The following is a 17158-nucleotide window of genomic DNA, read 5'->3' as shown; positions in this document are numbered from 1 at the left end:
CGCGTTCCTGATCGGCGCGGCCAAGCCGAAACCGGAGGCAATGGGCGTCCCGCCATGACCGGCAGGGACGGCCCATACCCCAAGCCGCCGCGACCGCGCCACGGCGTCAGACGGCGTCCGGCTTGATGTTGGCATTCATGCGGAACAAATTGCCCGGGTCCACCTTGCGCTTGAGCTTCACCAGCCTCTTGAAATTGCCGCCGAAATTGGCGCGCAGGCGCTGATCCTCCTCGTGATCCAGCATGTTGATGTAATAGCCCTCGGTATATTCCTCGACGCCGGCCCAGATCGCTTGAGCGGCCTCGCGGCTGACAGCGCCACGCGCCGGATCGCTCCAGCTCGCAGTGACGTAGAACTGAAATTTGGCAGAGCGATTCCAATAGGCAGTCGCATCCGGCGCTACCCTCGACACTGCGCCACCCAATTGGCCGATGGCGGCCATCATGCCGATATCGCCGGGCATGGCTTCGAACCGCTGCACCAGCTCATCGATCATCTCCGGCTGCATCTCGCGCAGAAAGCCGGTTTCGGAGAACATCTGCACCTTTGTCGGGACGATGACGTTCGCCGCGCCCTCGGCGCGCTGCGCCTTGAGATACGGCATTACCGCGATCGAATCGAAAACCGGCGGGCCAAACTTGTCGAACGCTGCGAGCATCGTGTTGATGCGATCGAAATCGACGCCCGTATAGCTGACGCTCAACACCATCGAGCGAACCAATGCCTTGCCGCCAGGCGGCACGGAATTGACTATCGCCGCACCGAGCATCAGATCGTCGGGCGCGCGCGCGGCAAGCTCGGCCATCGTCGCGTAGAACGCGCGCGCCTGTTTGGGATCATAGCGAAAGCCCCTGAACCCATCCATGACGGGGCGCGCGAACGGATGCACCCGATAGCGGAAGTCGGTGACGATGCCGAAATTACCGCCGCCGCCCCGGATGCCCCAGAACAGTTCCGGATTTTCCCGCGCGCTGGCATGGCGAAGCTTACCGTCAGCGGTGACGACATCGGCGCTCAGCAGATTGTCGATGGTGAGCCCGAACTGCCGCATCAGACGACCCATGCCGCCGCCGAGCGTGAGGCCGGCGATGCCGGTGCCGGTGTCGGTGCCTAGCGTGACCGCAAAGCCAGCCGCCTGCGCTGGCCGGTCCAGTCCGCCAAGCAGCGTGCCGCCGCCGGCTCGGGCTTCGCGCGCTGCCGCATCGACCCGCACCTCGTTGATCGCAGTCATATCGATCATCAATCCACCCTCGGGCTGTGACATGCCCGAATGGCTGTGGCCGCCTGCGCGCACCGCGGTGCGGATTCCGCTCGAGCGCGCGAAGTCGACGGCCTGCATGACGTCCTGAGCGTTCGCACAGCGGGCAATCAGTGCCGGCCGGCGATCGAAGCTCGTATCCCAGATGCGCCTTGCGCTATCATAGCCTTCGTCCTGCGCCAGCAGCACCTGCCCCTTTAGCGCGTCGCGCAGCGCGCGGATGTCCGCACGCTTCAGCGCCAGCGACTTGCCGTTCAGGGCGATCGCCGCCATCTCGTCGGGAATGGCGGCAAGGCCGCTTCCCTTGAGGACGGGCTTTGCCCACAGTCCGCCGGCCGGCACCGCCGCTACCGCCGCCGCGGTGGCCACCAGGCCGGAGCGCACGAACGCCCGCCGGTCAAGCGCGGAACGGCGCGGCGCCACAAGGAAATCATCACCTGTCGGCTGCTGCCAGGGCGCGTGGAAATAATGTTGGATCATCGCGTCTTCCTCTCATCCTCTCACCAGGCGGCTCGAGCCTGGCAACCCGTTTGCGGGCCGCGTTTAGGATTTGAGGGCTACCGAGCCTGCCCGGCACAGCAAGTTTCATAACGTTGTTTGCCGTTCCCGGCGCGTCGTTCACAGAGATGAAGGGGCAGGGTTGGCGACTGCGGGCAGGCGGCGTCTGCCGCGATCTGTAACCTCCGTGGTAACGTTCCGGCCGCCGCTCACCGCAGCTCGATGCCCTGTTCGGGGCGCCTGAGATGCGTCTTGATCCACGAGAAGAATGCCGTGCTGGCGGCGATGGCATGCTGGCTCGCGGCGTTATACCGGCGCAGCGATTCCGCATCATTGATCAAGCTGAGCGGCCACTCCGCCTGCGTCGTCCCCACCGATCGCCGCATCTCCGCGAAGAGACGCGTCGCGGTCTCCCTGTCGCCGGGATCAAGAACCTGTCCGGCCCATTTACCGAGGCTTTCAGAGAGGATGGACAATTGCACGCCCTGGATCCGCCGCAGCTTGACCAGCTCGAGCTTCCAGTTCCCCGATTTCGCTTCGAAGACTGCCCGCATCCGGGCATTGGTCTGCTCCAGAGCGTCGATGTCGTGCTGCAGGGTGCCCGTGCCGCGCATCGATTCCTCTCCCGTCACCGCGCGTACCTGGTCGCGAGCGTCAAACGCTCGTGCGATAGAGACCGCCATCCATCAGGAAATTCTGCCCGGTGATATAGCCCGCATGCCTGCTGCACAGGAACGCGCACATCGCGCCCATCTCCAGCGGGTCGCCGATGCGGCCGGCCACCGGGTTGCCGGTGAGGTGCATGGTAATATCCTTCGACTTGCGCAGCCGCTCGGTATCGAAGGGCCCAGGCAGGATATTGTTGATCGTCACGCCCTTTGACGAGAATTCCCCGGCGATGCCGAACACGAAATTGGTGAGCGCTGCGCGGGTGGCGTTCGACAGGCCGATGACCGGGATCGGCACCCGCACCGCCGAAGAGGTGATGTTGACGATCCGGCCGAAGCCGCGCGCAGCCATATTATCGGCGGTCAGGCGGATCAGCTCGATCGCGCTCAGCAAATTCTGGTCGATCGCCGCGATCCAGGTATCGCGGTCCCAGTCGCGGAAGTCGCCGGGCGGCGGTCCGCCGGCATTGTTGACGAGGATATCGATCTGCGGCGCGGCGTTCACCAGCGCCTCACGTACCGCCGCGTCGGTGACGCTGCCGGCAACGGTGGTTACCGTGACATCGGGCGCTTCGGCGCGGATATCGGCCGCCACCGCCTCGAGCGTCTCCGCGGTGCGGGCGTTGATGATGACGTTCGCGCCTTCCTGCGCGAGGACGGCGGCGCAGGCGCGGCCGATGCCGCTGCTCGCGGCGCAGACGATCGCCGTCTTGCCTTTCAGTCCCAGGTCCATCCTTCTCTCCCGCCTTTATCGTTCAGTGACGGCTCTTGATCATGTCGAGTGCAACATCGACGATCATGTCCTCTTGCCCGCCGACCATCTTGCGGCGCCCCACTTCGGTGAGGATCGCGCGCGTGTCGAGGCCGTGCTCGGCCGCCGCTTTCTCCGCGTGGCGCAGGAAGCTCGAATAGACACCGGCATAGCCGAGCGTCAGCGTCTCGCGATCGACCCGCACCGGCCGGTCCTGAAGCGGACGGACCAGCTCCTCGGCGGCGTCCATCAGCGCGTAGAGGTCGCAGCCATGGTTCCAGCCATGGCGGTCCGCCGCGGCGATGAACACTTCGAGCGGCGCATTGCCCGCGCCCGCGCCCATCCCGGCCAGGCTGGCATCGACCCGCACCGCACCGTTCTGGACCGCGACGATCGAGTTGGCGACGCCGAGCGAGAGATTGTGATGGGCATGTACACCGCGCTGGGTCTCGGGGCTGAGAACGCGGTCATAGGCCTGGAGACGCGCGGCATAGGCGTCCATATGCATCGCGCCGCCGCTATCGGTGACATAGACGCAGTGCGCGCCATAGCTTTCCATCAGCTTGGCCTGCTGGGCGAGCGCATCGGGTTCCGACATGTGGCTCATCATCAGGAATCCCGACACGTCCATGCCGAGACCGCGCGCGGCCTCGATATGCTGCTTCGAGACATCGGCCTCGGTGCAATGCGTAGCGATCCGCACCGAGCGGACGCCCATCTCATAAGCGTGCCTGAGATCGTGGACGGTGCCGATCCCCGGCAGCAGCAGCGTCGTCAGCACGCTGTGCTCGAGCACTTCGGCGACCGCGCCGATCCAGTCCCAATCGGTATGCGCGCCGAAGCCATAGTTGAACGAAGAGCCTTGCAGCCCGTCGCCATGCGCCACTTCGATGGCGTCCACCCTGGCGCGATCGAGCGCGCGGGCGATGCCCTTGACGTGCTCGATGCCATATTGGTGGCGGATGGCGTGCATCCCGTCGCGCAGGGTGACGTCCTGGATGTAGAGCTTGGTGCTGGCCGGATCGAAGGTCATGCCGCCATCCTTTCGGCGATGCGCTCGGCCGTGCGCAGCGCGGCGGAGGTCATGATGTCGAGATTGCCGGCATAGGCCGGCAGGTAGTGCGCCGCGCCCTCGACCTCGAGGAACACCGTCACCTTGAGCCCGGTAAAGTCGGTCTGGCCGGTGCCGGCCATTTCGGGGATGTGCAGCGGCGCGTTGTCGCCGATGCTTTCGAACTGAACCGCCTGCTTCAGCCGGTAGCCGGGCACATAGGTCTGCACTTCCACGACCATGTCCTCGATGCTCTGGCGGATCGCATCGCGGTCACCGTCCTCGCACAGGCAGTAGACGGTGTCGCGCATGATCAGCGGCGGCTCGGCGGGATTGAGGATGATGATCGCCTTGCCGCGCGTGGCACCGCCGACATCCATGATCGCCTGGCTGGTCGTCTCGGTGAACTCGTCGATATTGGCGCGGGTGCCCGGACCCGCGCTCTTCGAGCTGATCGAGGCGACGATCTCGCCATAATGCACCTTGGCGACGCGGTTGACGGCGTGGACGATCGGAATCGTCGCCTGGCCGCCACAGGTCACCATGTTGACATTGGCCGCGTCGAGATTGACCGATCCGTTGACCGGCGGGATCGTATAGGGCCCGATCGCCGCCGGGGTCAGGTCGATCATGCGCTTGCCTGCCGCGATCACCATCTCGCTGTGCCGCTTGTGCGCGCCAGCCGAGGTCGCGTCGAACACGATCGCGATATCCTTGAATTCCGGCATCGCGGTGAGGCCTTCGATGCCGCCCGCCGTGATCGGAACGCCCAAACGCTCCGCGCGTCTCAGCCCGTCGCTTTCCGGATCGATGCCGACAAAGGCACCCATTTCCAGGCTTTCGGACAAGCGCATGACCTTGATCATCAGGTCGGTGCCGATGTTGCCGGAGCCGATGATCGCTACTTTCGTCTTGGTCACTAAACCATACCCTCTTCTCAATGAAAAAATGCTAGCATGCATGTACTTGATATACAGCCTCCGGAGTGGCATTGCGCTCACATGATGAGCACAGTGCGAGGCACCCAATCCGCCACTCGCGTCCTCGATCTGCTAGACGCGATCGCGATGGACGCTGGCGCCAGCTCCATCGCGGCGATCGCCGAAAGCCTTGAGCTGGCGCCATCGACGGCACGCCGGCTGGTCGCCGCACTGCTGCGAAAGGGATGGATCATGCGGGCCGCGCGCGGTCGATATATGGGCGGCGATCGCCTGCGGACGCTGGCGGCGCGCGTCAGCGCCCATGCCCGGCTGATCGAGATTGCCCGGCCGGTATTGCGCGGTATCGCCCGCGAGCTTGGCTGCACCGCGCATCTCGGCATGTTCGAGAATGAGATGGTGACCTATCTGGTCAAGGAAGGGCGTCACAGCGTCTTCACGCGCGAGCATGGCCAGCTTGAGGCCTATTGCACCGGAATCGGCAAGGCGCTGCTCGCGCAACTGCCCGATTCCGAGCTCGAAACCTATCTGATGCTACCGCTGGTCCGCCTGACTCCACACACGATCGTCGAGCCGGATACATTGCGGCTGGTGCTCGATGCGGCCCGCATCGACGGGTTCGCGCTTGATGACCGCGAGATGCACGAAGCGCTTTGCTGCGTCGGTGTGCCATTGGCGCTGCCCGGCGAGGGCTGGTTCGCGATCTCTGTCTCCGGCGATCCGGGGCGGTTCGGTCCCAGCCAAGCCCCGGCGGTCGCCCCGATGTTGCAGGCCCGCGCGCGGATCATCGCCGAACGTTTCGCCCGACCGGTCACCCCGGCCGGCACCGCGCGCCACCAGCTTGAACCGCAAGGCTGACTTTTTGATTTACCAGCGAGCGGACAGCACGCCCGCTCGCCATTTTGATGGGAGCGATGCGTGACTTTCCCCTTACCCTATACCGCCGCCGCCGACCGCTACGATGCGATGCCCTATCGGCGCTGCGGCCTCTCCGGTCTCAAGCTTCCGGCGATCTCGCTGGGGCTGTGGCAGAATTTCGGGGGCGTCGATGTCTTCGAGAACGGCCGCGCGATACTGCATCACGCTTTTGACAAGGGCGTCACCCATTTCGACCTGGCGAACAACTACGGGCCGCCTTACGGCTCCGCGGAAGAGAATTTCGGCCGCGTCATCGCCACCGATTTCCGCGCGCACCGCGACGAGATCCTGGTCTCGACCAAGGCCGGCTGGGACATGTGGCCGGGCCCCTATGGCGATGTCGGCGGATCGCGCAAATATCTGATCGCCTCGTGCGACCAGAGCCTCAAGCGGATGGGGCTCGATTATGTCGACATCTTCTATTCGCACCGCGTCGATCCCGACACGCCGCTGGAGGAGACGATGGGGGCGCTGGCGACGCTGCACCAGCAGGGCAAGGCGCTCTATGTCGGCATCTCCAGCTATTCGCCCGAGCTGACCCGCAAGGCGGCGGCGATCCTGGCCGGGCACAAGGTACCGCTGCTGATTCACCAGCCCAGCTATTCCTTGCTCAACCGCTGGATCGAGGACGAATTGCTCTCCACGCTCGCCGATCTCGGCACCGGTTGCATCGCCTTCTCGCCGCTGGCCCAGGGCATGCTGACCAGCAAATATCTTGGTGGCATCCCGCGGGATGGACGCGCGGCCAAGGCCGGGTCCTTCGACCCCGCGCTGGTAACCGAGGATAATATCGCGCGCATCACCGCGCTCAACCAAGTCGCCAAGCGGCGCGGGCAGACCCTTGCCCAGATGGCGATCGCCTGGGTGCTGCGCGACCCGCGCGTCACTTCCGCGCTGGTCGGCGCGCGCACCGTCGATCAGCTCGCCGATACGCTGCGCGCGCTCGACAACCTCGCCTTTTCGGCTGAGGAACTCGCCGAGATCGACCTCTACGCTCAGGAGGGCGAGATCGATCTGTGGAAGATTTCCTCCACGCTCTAGAAACAGCAAGGCGGACGCACCCGGGCCGGGTGCGTCCGCCCGGGTTTGCGTGGTCGCCTAGACGAAGCCGATCCAGCGTCCGGCGAAGGTCACCGCGATCCACAGCGCCAGCGAGGTGCCGCCGGCGATCCGCACCGCCAAAGGCGGCGGCGCCGCTTCGTCCCATTTGTCTATCTTGCGATAGGCGGTCAGGTGGAAGACCGCCATGTTGATCCCCGCCGCGACGATGAACAACATCTTGCCGCGGAACGGGCCCTTCTCGACATAGCCGGTGGCGTCGGATGCGAACAGCAGCAGGCCGGTGACAACGGCGAGCGCGAACGCAGCCCAGGTGAAGGGCAGCATGTCCTTGATCAGCTGGAGCGCCCCACGGCGGTGCGCGCGCACTCCGAGCAGGCGCAGATCGACGATCGCGATCGTGCCGAGCACGGTGGTGATGGCGATGACGTGCAAGGTTTCGACCCAGGGAAAGGCGGTGGCGCTTTCGCGCATCCAGGTGCCGATGCCGGAATCATAGATGGATTGGATGATGTCGTTCACGATGCCCTCTCCCGGATGTTCGTGGCTGCGCTGCCGCCGTCAGATGACGTAGGCGATCCAGCGGCCGCAGATGATGACGGCGATCCAGATCGCGAGCGAAACCCAGGCCATCGGCTTCACCAGCTTCGCCCAAGCCGCGTGCTTCGGGCTGAACTCGGGATCGAGCAACGGCCGCCGGAACAGCAGGGTCAGCGCGAAGGCGGTGACGACCAGCGCCATCTTGGTCCAGAACACCACATTGTTGAGCGTGCGGTCGGGCTCGCCGACCAGCATCACCAGCCCGGTAAGCAGCAGGACGATCAGAGCCCCCCACATCCATGGCAGATAGCGCCGCACGACGGTGGCCGGCGCTTCGTCGATCGCCAGCACCCCCGCAAGCCGCAAGTCGGTGACCAGGGCTGAACCGACGACCACCGCGATCGCGATGATATGGATGGTCTGCACGGTCGGCACGATCCAGCTGATCTCGCGGATCATCGTGCTGACCGGCGTATCGTAGAGCCAGAGACTGAACTCCATGCAATCCTCCCCTTGCGTAACGCTTTCGGGAGATCGCTACAGCCAGGCGGGCGCGGCGCCAGTTATGTACGGTTGCTGGGCGAAACAGGCGCGGATGGAAGGTTACAGCGACGTTACACTTTACTGCCCCTGCGGCGGCGCAGCCCCGCCCGCCCGCCCTTCAGACCAAGGCCCTTGGCCATCGTAACCTCCGAAAACTGTAAAGAACTTGGCGGCGCCCCTGCCCGCTTCCAGTCCTCTGCCCAACAACAGCCGCTGGATACGCAGCGCACTGCCAGTCGAGAGGATGACGCATGAAGGGAGTTTCTTGGTCGGCATTTGGGTGGTCGGTCCTGCTCGCCGCCGCGCCGGCGCAGGCGCAAGTCGCCAGCCAGTCCGAGGCCGCGGATGATGATATCGTCGTCACCGGCCTTGTCCGCGCACCGCTGCAGGAGCCCGGCCGCACCGGGTCCCGCCTCGGCCTGACTCCGCTGGAGACGCCGGCGAGCGTCGCCAGCATCAATGCCACCACGATCCACGCCCGCGGCGATCTCGATCTGAATGGCGCCGTGACCCGCTCGGTCGGCGTGACGACCTCTGCCAATCCCGGCAATGGCGGCACCGCGCTGGTGATGCGCGGTTTCGGCGGCCAAGGCTCAGTGCTCCAGCTCGTCGACGGCGTGCGGCTGTTTCCGGTCGCGGGCACGATCACCTTTCCGACCGACCCGTGGAATGTCGATCGCATCGAAGTGCTGAACGGCCCCGCCTCGGTCCTGTACGGTCAGGGCGCGCTGGGCGGCGCGATCAATATCGTCACCAAGGCGCCGAGCACCGAGCGCACCGAAGCCGCCGTCGAAGCGGGCTATGGCTCGCAGCAGAGCTGGCGCATCGCCGCTGGCATCGGCGGGCCGATCGCGCCGGCTTTGTCGTACCGCGTCGATGCGAGCTATCGCCAGTCGGATGGCTGGGTCGATCGCGGCGATTCGGACAGCCTGGCGCTGTCGGGCGCGCTGCGCTTCGCGCCGTCCGATGCTTTCTCGCTGACGCTGCGCCACGATCACGGCCTGCAGCATCCGATGGACTATTTCGGCACGCCGCTGATCGCGGGGAAGCTCGTCGATGCCAATCAGCGCCGCAACTACAATGTCGCCGATGGCGAGCTCCGCTATCTCGACAACCGCACCAGCCTCGTCGCCGACTGGACGCTGGCTGAGGGCGTCACCCTCTCGAACGCCGCCTACCGGCTGACCTCGAAGCGCCTGTTCAAGAATCTCGAAAGCTATTTCTGGAACGGCGCCAGCGGCACGATCGACCGCATGGACAATCTTGGCATCGCCCATGACCAGGAGCAGCTCGGCAACCAGGCCAGCCTCAAGATCAGCAAGCCGATCGGCGGGATGGGCAATGACTTCGTCATCGGTTTCGACGTCAACCGCATCCGGCTGACCTATTCGCATGATTTCGGATCGGCACCGCAGTTCGACACCGTCAATCCCTACAGCTTCAACCCCGGCCTGTTCTACGACACCCAGGGCATCGCCCCGCGCTACCGCACCCGCACCAATGAATGGTCGGTCTTCGCCGAGGATCGGCTGAAGCTGACCGAGCAGCTGTCGCTGGTCGCCGGCGTCCGCCATGAGCGCGACGCGGTACGGCGTGTGAACATCAACTACACGCCGGCCGGCACCACCGAGACCAATGCCTTCCCCGGCGGGCGAACCCAGCGCGTCTTCAACAACACCACCTGGCGCGTCGGCGGCGTCTACCAGCCCACGCCCGACGTGTCGCTCTATGGCCAGTACACCACCGGCGTCGATCCGCTCGGCACGCTGACCACCTACACCACCAGCGCCTCGCAATTCGCCTTCACCAATGCCCGCGGCAATCAGGTCGAGGGCGGCGTCAAGGCATCGTTCCTGGGCGGGCGCGGCAGCGCCACCCTCGCCGGCTACCGGATCGTCAAGCAGGGCCTCGCCGCCCAGCGCACCCCGACCAGCCCGATCGAGCAGGTTGGCCAGCGTTCGTCGCAAGGCGTCGAGGCGTCGGTCGCCATGCAGCTCGGCAAATCGTTCGGCTTCGACGCCAATGTCAGCCTGCTCGATGCCCGGTTCGACGACTTCATCAGCGGCGGCACCAACTATAACGGCAAGACTCCGGCCAACACCCCCGAGACCGCGGGCAATTTCTCGGTCTATTGGCGCCCCGTTTCGGCGCGGGTGCGGGTCAACGCCAATTTGCGCTATGTCGGCCCGACCTTCTCGGACAACGCCAACACCTATCGCATCCCCGGCTATGCCGTGGCGGACGCCGGCATCAGCATCGGGCTGAGCGACGGCATCTGGTTGACCGGACGGGTCTACAACCTGTTCGACAAGGCTTATGCGACCACCAGCTACAATGACGAACAATGGCTGCTCGGCCGCCCGCGCTCATTCGATATCGCATTGAGCGCGCGGTTCTAGCGAGTGACCCGCTGGCTGCATCGCGGCAAGCGCTGGCTGTATCTGATCCATCGCTGGATCGGCATCGCCACCTGCTTGCTGCTGGCGATGTGGGTCATTTCCGGCGTGGTGATGATGTACGTACCCTATCCTTCGCTCACCGCCGGTGAGCGGATGGCGGGGCTCGCACCGATCGACTGGTCCCGCGTCAAGCAACTACCCGATCCCTCCCTGCGCGCGGATGCCTCCGGGCATCCGCGCGGCATTGTGCTGGAGCAAGGCGCGCAAGAGCCGGTGTGGCGGGTGCGGACCGGCACGGGCGAGCAAGTGATTTCCGCCACGACCGGCGCGGCGCTCGCACCGATCGACGAGCGGGCGGCCGCGCGGATCGCGGGTCAATTCGGCAAGGCCAGCGTGACTCGCGTCACGCCGGTGGAACGCGACCAATGGACTGTGGCAGGCGGCTATGATCGTTTCCGCCCGCTATGGAAGGCCGAGCTGAACGGCGCGGATGGCCGGATCCTCTACGTCAGTTCGGTCACCGGCGCGGTCGTTCAGGACACGCTTGCCGGCGAGCGCTTCTGGAACTGGCTGGGCGCGGTGCCGCACTGGCTGTACCCGACGATCCTGCGCCAGGATCAGCCGCTATGGCGCCAGGTGGTCCTGTGGACCTCGGGATTCTGTATCGTCGCGGTCGTCTCGGGCATGTGGATCGGCATCCTGCGCGCGCGCTTCCGCCGCCGCTACAAGGGCGGTCGCATCACCCCCTATCGCGGCTGGCAATGGTGGCATCATGTCCTCGGCCTGACTGGCGGCACGCTGCTGACGACCTGGATCGTCAGCGGCTGGCTGTCGGTCGATCCCGGCCGCTGGTTCGCCAGCCCCGGCCTGTCCGATGCCGGGCAAGCGGCCTTTGCGGGTTCGGCCATGGTCCCGGCAATCGATTGGGCACGCGTCGGCACCCTGCCCGCCGCCAGCGCCGCCCGGCGGATGCGGCTGATACCCGCCGCCGGCCGCATGCTGCTGGTCTTCGAACATGCCGATCTGACGAAAGCCGTCGCCGATGCGGCGACGCTGGCGCCGGTGCGGTTCGGCACTGGAGAGCTCGTCCGCCGCAGCGCGCTGCTGGTGCCCGGCTATGCCATCCGGTCCGCCGAGATCCTGCATAACGCCGACAATTACTGGTATGAAGCAAAGGGTTCGGTCGAGTTGCCGGTGCTGCGCGTCATCTTCGCCGATCCGGCGCAGACCTGGGCCCATATCAGCCTGGAAACCGGCGAAATGCTCGGCGACATCGATGCGCGCCGCCGCACCTATCGCTGGCTGTATGACGGGCTGCACCGCTGGGACATGCAAGGCTTCATCACTCGCCGTCCCTTGTGGGATGTGTGGATGTGGCTGTGGTCGATCGCCGCGACGATCGTGGCGGTCAGCGGGGTGGTGATCGGGTGGCGGCGCCTGATGCCGCGGAGGCAGAGCCATGCGCTGGCGAAGTAGGAACGGGTATGCCGCGCTGATGCTGGCGCTGTTGGTTCTGGTCGCCGCGGTGTGGCGCGGGGCGGCCGATCGCAATGCCCGCGCGGCGCTGATCCAGGCCGCGCCGGAATCCATTCTCGGGCAGGACAGGCTGCGGCGGACCGCGATCGCCATTGGCGGCCCGATCTTCGCCCGCGCATGCGCGAGCTGCCACGGCGCCGATGGCGCGGGCCTGCGCGACCAGAGCGCGCCGGATCTCACTGATGGCGACTTCCTCTACGGATCGGGCAGCGTCGCCGAGATCGAGCAGATCGTGCTCCACGGCATCCGCTCGGGCGATCCCAAGGGCTGGAATCTCGCCTCGATGCCGGCTTATGCGACTGCCAGGCCCTATGCTGCCGAAGATATCCCGCCGCTCCGTCCCGGCGAAATCGACGATGTCGTCGCCTATCTGCGATCGCTGCACGGCGATGTGCCTGACGCCGAAGCCGCAAGGCGAGGGCGCGCGATCTATTCCGGCAAGGGTGGCTGCTACGATTGCCACGCCTCCGATGGTGGCGGCGACACCGCGGTCGGTGCGCCGAACCTGCTCGACGATGTCTGGCTTTATGGCGACGGCTCGCCCGCGGCGCTGCGCCGCTCGGTCGCCGGCGGGCATGCCGGGGTCATGCCCGGCTTCGCGCGCTCGCTCTCCCCCGTCGAAGCGCGCGCGGTTGCCGCGTTCGCCGTGTCCCTGAGAACGCGAAGCAGTGGAGGATCACGATGATGCCCGCCCCGCCCCGCTGGCTCGGGTCTTTGGCCGAGCCGAACGCGCGCCGATCGCTGATCCTCTGCACCATCGGCCTCGTCGCGGGGCTGCTGATCGCCGGCTTCGGGCTGTTCACCGCCGAGGGCACGCGCGTGTCCGGCGTCGCGCCCGAGAATGTCGCAACCGTCAACGGCGTGCCGATCCTGATGAGCGACTATGCCTTGCAGCTGCGCGCCGTCTACGACCTGCCGCTCGATGGCGCGACACCCGCGCAGAAGCGCCGCGTGCTCGACGACATGATCCGCGAGGAGCTGTACGTGCAGCGAGGGATCGAGCTCGGGATGCAGACCGATACGATCGAAGTTCGCCAGGCGCTGGTCGGTTCGGTCGAGGCGATGGCGGCGTCCGACGCCGCTTCGGCGCAGCCGGGGGAAAAGGAGTTGCAAGCCTTTTTCGCCGCCAATCCGGAAAAGTTCGCCGACGAAGGCATGATGACGCTCGACGAATATATCCTCCCCACCGGAGCAGACGGCGCCCGCGCCGTCGCCGATCTCCGCGTGGCGGGAACCCAGCCGGCGGTGCTCGCCCGTCATCGCCTCAAGCGCTCCGGCCGCATGACCGATGGTGAGGAATTCTACTTCGCGGCGAAGATCCATCTCGGCGAGCGCCTGTTCGAGATCGCCCGCAAGCTCGACACCGGCCACGTCTCCGATCCGGTGGCACTGCCGGACGGCACACACATCCTGGTGATGCGCAGCAACAGCCGTCCGCCCGCGCCCGATTTCGCCAAGGTCCGCGACCGGGTCCGCTCCGACTATATCGCCGCGCAGAAGGCGACGCTGATCGCCGGCAACGAGCGCTTTCTACGCAAGCGCGCCGACATCCAGATCCAGCGCGGCTACCAATGATCCGCGCCCTGATCCGCTGCATGGCGATCCTCACCATGCTGACGATCGGCGGCATGCCCCCGGCCGATGCCCATACCCGCAGCACCTCGCACAGCGCCTGGACGCTGGACGGGCGGCTGATCCATATGAGCTTCGCGGTGGCCGATGTCGAAGTCGCCCGTCTGGCGCGAAATGGCGAGCCGGTGTCCGATGCCGCGCTCACCGCCTATCTCGCCGGGCATGTCGGCGTGTCGGCGAACGGCGCGCCCTGCGGCCTCACCGCGCCGCCGAAGAAGGTCAGCACCGCGCCCGGCATGCGCCGCATCGAGTTCCAATATGCCTGCCCTTCCGCCGAAGCGATGCGCCTCACCAGCACCGCGTTTCTCGATGTCGCGCCGGCCCATATCAACTTCGCGCAGGTTCAGCGGCCCGACGGCGAGTTCGTCGAGCAGATCATGGATGCCAGCGCCCCAGCCATCGATCTCGACGAGGCGGGCGGCGGTACGCTGGGCAATGCCAGCTTCTTCAAGTTCATTGAGATGGGCATCATGCACATCTTCACCGGCATCGATCACATGGCGTTCCTGCTCGGTCTGGTGCTGATCTCGCGCCGTCTGCGCGACCTGGTATTCGTCGTCACCGGCTTCACCATCGGCCACAGCCTGACGCTGGCGTTGGCGGTGACCGGCATCATCCGTCCGCATGCCGAGTTCATCGATGCGCTGGTCGCGCTGACGATCGCGCTGATCGGCGCCGAGAATATCGCGCTCGCGGCACGGCGCCCGGCACTGGTAGCGCTATGGACCGGCGGCACTCTGGCGGCGATGGCGGCGCTGCGCCTCGCTGGCATCGGCGTCTTGCCGCCACTGCTGCTGATCGGCGCCGCGATCTTCTCGGCGAACTACCTGATGGTATCGGGCTATCTGAAGGACGCTGGCAGGCTACGGCTGGTGGTGACTTTGGTGTTCGGGTTGATCCACGGCTTCGGCTTCGCCGCAGATCTGCTCGAGAGCCGCCTGCCGCCGGAGAAGCTCGCCGAGATATTGGTCGGCTTCAACCTCGGCGTCGAGATCGGTCAGCTCAGCGTCGTCCTGGCGGTCGCAACCGCCGCCATGTTGCTGGTCCGCGCGAAGCTGGCGCCACCGCGAGCGATCACCGTCGATCTTGCCGCCTCGGCGCTGGTCGCGGTCGGCGTCTTCTGGTTCGTGGGGCGAAGCTTTGTTGCATAGCGACACGGCGCAGCCGCAGGTCGAGCGCATGGATATCTCGCGGCCCGCAATCATCCGCATAAGCGGGGGATTGGACGCCACCTGGAAAGTCAGGTGTTCGACCATTGGGGATATCCGTGGGCCAGATGCATGAGTGTTGGGCAGACAGCGACAGGCTCAACGTCCACAAAAACGGTTCGAGCCTCCTCGCCCGGCCATTCCCAAGCCAATGCTCAGCGTCCTGAGCGAAAGCATGCGCACGCTGGCGGTTGCGGCGCATGTAATGACAGCGGACTCCTTTGGGTGTCGGTAGCACTTGCATTGACCCTGGCCGCCTGCCCGTGCGGACTGAACTACTGGCGCTAAGGCGCGGCATTGGTATGTATCGCGGATATGTCCCGCGGGTCGCTTGACCGACCAAGTCATCGACGCGAAGAAGCGCTGAGGCACCAACCCATCGATCGCCGCGCTGTGATCTCGCGCCTAATTCCTGATATGGAGTCAACTGAGGCACACTTCGTGTGGTTTTCTTAGTCCGCGCCCGCATTCGCCAATGTGCGCACCGCGAATAATTTTCATCGCCTTTTCAAATCAATTTTCACCTGGATCATCGGAAATCGATCGGGCGTCCGTCTTGGGATATAAGGGTCAAGCGAACGCAAGAGGACCAGGATCGCAGGGTTGAGGCGAAACCGGCGCGAGATCGTCACTTGGGTGGGGAGCAACATCGTTCCGCACGAGGCAGATTTGCGTGCTCGACTCAGGCGCATGGCGGTGTCCGAGGAGGAGATCAGCGATATCGTGCAGGACGCCTATCTCAAAATCTCCAATCTGGATTCGGTGGCGCACATCCATAATGGCCGCGGCTACTTCTTCGCGACCGCGCGGACGGTCCTACTCGACAAGATACGGCGTGAGCGGATTGTTCGGATCGACAGCATGACAGAAATGGAGGCGCTAACGCTTGCTGACGAAGATCCCGGCCCCGAGCGTCGGGTCAGCGCGCGGCTCGAGCTCGAGCGCGTCCGGCGGCTGATCGAAGCGCTACCGGACCGCTGCCGACAGATTTTCGAACTCCGGCGGGTGCAGGGCATATCGCAGCGCGAAATATCCGAGCGGCTGGGCCTGCCCGAACACACGATCGAACAACAGGCTTGCCGTGGCCTCAAGCTGATCTTGAAGTCCCTGGCCGGTGAAGACGCCGGCGAAGGCCCCGCCCCTAGACGAGAGCAGACAAGTGACCGACGGCGTGCCAACTGAAATCGACGATGATGCCGTGCGCTGGGCGATCCGGTTGGATAGAGAGCCGCTCAGCGATGAGGAGCAGCGCTCACTCGATGACTGGCTGTTGTACGACGAGCGACGCGCTGGCGCCTTGCTGCGTGCCGAGGCGGTGCTCGCCTATCTCGATCGAGGGCGCGCGCTCGCCGAACCAGAAGCTGAGAGCGGATTCGGCTTCCGCCGGGCAAGCTTTGGCCGGCGGGCATTCCTAATCGGTGGAACACTGAGCGGGATCAGCGCGGCCGGCGTGGTCGGCTTGCTGCTTACGCGACCGCGCCCTCTGGAACTCGAAACCGCAATCGGAGAGGTACGGCGTGTACCGCTTGCTGATGGGTCGGTCGCTTCAATCAATACCAGAAGCAGGATCGCAGTGTCGATGCTGCCGACCAAGCGCGCGGTGAAGCTCGAGGACGGTGAGGTTTGGTTTCAGGTCGCTCACGACAGCGCCCGCCCATTCGTCGTCGAAGCTGGAGACATTCGGGTGCAGGCAGTAGGGACTGCATTTTCAGTGCGCCGCCGTGAGGGTGGTGCCGACGTCCTCGTCACCGAAGGCGTCGTCGAGGCTTGGATTGTCGGCCGGGAGAGCGGGCGCACGCGGATCGCCGCCGGCTCGAAAAGCTTCATCGAAACGCAGCGACCGGCAGTGGAAGTCGTTTCGGCCGCAGACGATATCGAGCGCCAGCTTGCGTGGCGTACCGGCGAGATCGCGCTGAACGGCGAAAGTCTCGCTTATGCCGTCAACGAGTTCAATCGCTACAATCAGACAAAAATTATAGTCGGTGACGTCCAACTCGGCCGCGAGCCGTTGGTGGGCTATTTCCGCGCCGATCAGCCGGAGCAGTTCGGGCGCGCGACTGCGAAACTGCTTGGCGCGCGCGTCGACCTGAATGAAGGCACGATCACGCTGTCGCGTTGAAATAATATTCGGCCAGAGTCGTCGGAAATTTCCTCGTCGA

The 17158-nt window shown here is 65.4% G+C and carries 16 protein-coding genes; 9 read left to right on the top strand and 7 right to left on the bottom strand.

The features are described 5' to 3' along the window. Positions 1-106: 106 nt before the first annotated feature. The 5 genes from KF730_RS03175 to KF730_RS03155 form a co-directional block, all read right to left on the bottom strand. Positions 107-1738: an FAD-binding oxidoreductase gene (locus KF730_RS03175; RefSeq protein ID WP_294092191.1), complete on the bottom strand. Its 1632-nt coding sequence runs from the start codon at positions 1736-1738 to the stop codon at positions 107-109. Positions 1739-1965: 227 nt separating this feature from the next. Next, the gene (locus KF730_RS03170) at positions 1966-2370 is read right to left on the bottom strand and encodes a hypothetical protein (RefSeq protein WP_294092189.1); all 405 of its coding nucleotides are present in this window, start codon (positions 2368-2370) and stop codon (positions 1966-1968) included. Between the two features lie 40 nt (positions 2371-2410). Next, positions 2411-3157 (bottom strand): SDR family oxidoreductase, encoded by a 747-nt coding sequence (locus KF730_RS03165; protein ID WP_294092188.1) that lies wholly within the window; start codon positions 3155-3157, stop codon positions 2411-2413. A 22-nt stretch (positions 3158-3179) separates the two neighbouring features. Beyond that, the gene (gene dmpG, locus KF730_RS03160) at positions 3180-4208 is read right to left on the bottom strand and encodes a 4-hydroxy-2-oxovalerate aldolase (protein ID WP_294092186.1); all 1029 of its coding nucleotides are present in this window, start codon (positions 4206-4208) and stop codon (positions 3180-3182) included. Beyond that, positions 4205-5188: an acetaldehyde dehydrogenase (acetylating) gene (locus KF730_RS03155; RefSeq protein ID WP_294092185.1), complete on the bottom strand. Its 984-nt coding sequence runs from the start codon at positions 5186-5188 to the stop codon at positions 4205-4207. The genes dmpG and KF730_RS03155 overlap by 4 nt, the downstream gene beginning before the upstream one ends. A gap of 42 nt (positions 5189-5230) precedes the next feature. Between KF730_RS03155 and KF730_RS03150 the strand changes: the two genes are divergently transcribed. Further along, positions 5231-6022: an IclR family transcriptional regulator gene (locus tag KF730_RS03150; RefSeq protein ID WP_294092183.1), complete on the top strand. Its 792-nt coding sequence runs from the start codon at positions 5231-5233 to the stop codon at positions 6020-6022. A gap of 60 nt (positions 6023-6082) precedes the next feature. After that, positions 6083-7123, top strand: coding sequence for an L-glyceraldehyde 3-phosphate reductase (gene mgrA / locus KF730_RS03145; RefSeq protein ID WP_294092181.1), 1041 nt, complete (start codon positions 6083-6085; stop codon positions 7121-7123). Between the two features lie 57 nt (positions 7124-7180). Here the strand turns inward: mgrA and KF730_RS03140 are convergent, their stop codons facing one another. Both KF730_RS03140 and KF730_RS03135 read right to left on the bottom strand, forming a co-directional pair. Then, positions 7181-7663 (bottom strand): DUF6644 family protein, encoded by a 483-nt coding sequence (locus tag KF730_RS03140; protein WP_294092179.1) that lies wholly within the window; start codon positions 7661-7663, stop codon positions 7181-7183. Positions 7664-7702: 39 nt separating this feature from the next. Next, positions 7703-8182, bottom strand: coding sequence for a DUF6644 family protein (locus tag KF730_RS03135; protein WP_294092178.1), 480 nt, complete (start codon positions 8180-8182; stop codon positions 7703-7705). Between the two features lie 293 nt (positions 8183-8475). Here KF730_RS03135 and KF730_RS03130 point away from each other — a divergent pair, with 293 nt between their 5' ends. From KF730_RS03130 to KF730_RS03100, 7 genes are all read left to right on the top strand, one after another. Continuing rightward, complete coding sequence (locus KF730_RS03130) at positions 8476-10623, top strand: TonB-dependent receptor (protein ID WP_294092176.1); 2148 nt, start codon at positions 8476-8478, stop codon at positions 10621-10623. A 3-nt stretch (positions 10624-10626) separates the two neighbouring features. After that, complete coding sequence (locus KF730_RS03125; RefSeq protein ID WP_294092175.1) at positions 10627-12099, top strand: hypothetical protein; 1473 nt, start codon at positions 10627-10629, stop codon at positions 12097-12099. A 19-nt stretch (positions 12100-12118) separates the two neighbouring features. Continuing rightward, on the top strand, positions 12119-12844 hold the full coding sequence (locus KF730_RS03120) for a c-type cytochrome (RefSeq protein ID WP_294092174.1): 726 nt from the start codon (positions 12119-12121) through the stop codon (positions 12842-12844). Next, positions 12844-13734, top strand: a complete 891-nt coding sequence (locus tag KF730_RS03115) for a peptidylprolyl isomerase (RefSeq protein ID WP_294092173.1) — start codon at positions 12844-12846, stop codon at positions 13732-13734. The genes KF730_RS03120 and KF730_RS03115 overlap by 1 nt, the downstream gene beginning before the upstream one ends. Beyond that, on the top strand, positions 13731-14942 hold the full coding sequence (locus KF730_RS03110; RefSeq protein WP_294092172.1) for a HupE/UreJ family protein: 1212 nt from the start codon (positions 13731-13733) through the stop codon (positions 14940-14942). The genes KF730_RS03115 and KF730_RS03110 overlap by 4 nt, the downstream gene beginning before the upstream one ends. Positions 14943-15635: 693 nt before the next feature. Then, a complete protein-coding gene (locus KF730_RS03105; protein ID WP_294095677.1) occupies positions 15636-16181 on the top strand; it encodes a sigma-70 family RNA polymerase sigma factor in 546 nt (181 codons plus the stop codon). Continuing rightward, positions 16159-17118 carry a FecR domain-containing protein gene (locus KF730_RS03100; protein WP_294092171.1) on the top strand — a complete coding sequence of 320 codons (960 nt, stop codon included), beginning with the start codon at positions 16159-16161 and terminating at the stop codon, positions 17116-17118. The genes KF730_RS03105 and KF730_RS03100 overlap by 23 nt, the downstream gene beginning before the upstream one ends. The last annotated feature ends 40 nt before the right edge of the window (positions 17119-17158 follow it).

It is taken from the genome of Sphingomonas sp. (assembly GCF_019635515.1).
GTDB lineage: Bacteria > Pseudomonadota > Alphaproteobacteria > Sphingomonadales > Sphingomonadaceae > Sphingomonas.
This window is presented reverse-complemented; position numbering and strand designations above follow the sequence as displayed.

Excerpts from the sequence above, each read along its gene's own strand:
- KF730_RS03175 (WP_294092191.1), bottom strand. The coding sequence starts at position 1,738 with ATGATCCAACATTATTTCCACGCGCCCTGGCAGCAGCCGACAGGTGAT.
- KF730_RS03170 (WP_294092189.1), bottom strand. The coding sequence starts at position 2,370 with ATGCGCGGCACGGGCACCCTGCAGCACGACATCGACGCTCTGGAGCAG.
- KF730_RS03165 (WP_294092188.1), bottom strand. The coding sequence starts at position 3,157 with ATGGACCTGGGACTGAAAGGCAAGACGGCGATCGTCTGCGCCGCGAGC.
- dmpG (WP_294092186.1), bottom strand. The coding sequence starts at position 4,208 with ATGACCTTCGATCCGGCCAGCACCAAGCTCTACATCCAGGACGTCACC.
- KF730_RS03155 (WP_294092185.1), bottom strand. The coding sequence starts at position 5,188 with ATGCATGCTAGCATTTTTTCATTGAGAAGAGGGTATGGTTTAGTGACC.
- KF730_RS03150 (WP_294092183.1), top strand. The coding sequence starts at position 5,231 with ATGAGCACAGTGCGAGGCACCCAATCCGCCACTCGCGTCCTCGATCTG.
- KF730_RS03135 (WP_294092178.1), bottom strand. The coding sequence starts at position 8,182 with ATGGAGTTCAGTCTCTGGCTCTACGATACGCCGGTCAGCACGATGATC.
- KF730_RS03130 (WP_294092176.1), top strand. The coding sequence starts at position 8,476 with ATGAAGGGAGTTTCTTGGTCGGCATTTGGGTGGTCGGTCCTGCTCGCC.
- KF730_RS03120 (WP_294092174.1), top strand. The coding sequence starts at position 12,119 with ATGCTGGCGCTGTTGGTTCTGGTCGCCGCGGTGTGGCGCGGGGCGGCC.
- KF730_RS03115 (WP_294092173.1), top strand. The coding sequence starts at position 12,844 with ATGCCCGCCCCGCCCCGCTGGCTCGGGTCTTTGGCCGAGCCGAACGCG.
- KF730_RS03110 (WP_294092172.1), top strand. The coding sequence starts at position 13,731 with ATGATCCGCGCCCTGATCCGCTGCATGGCGATCCTCACCATGCTGACG.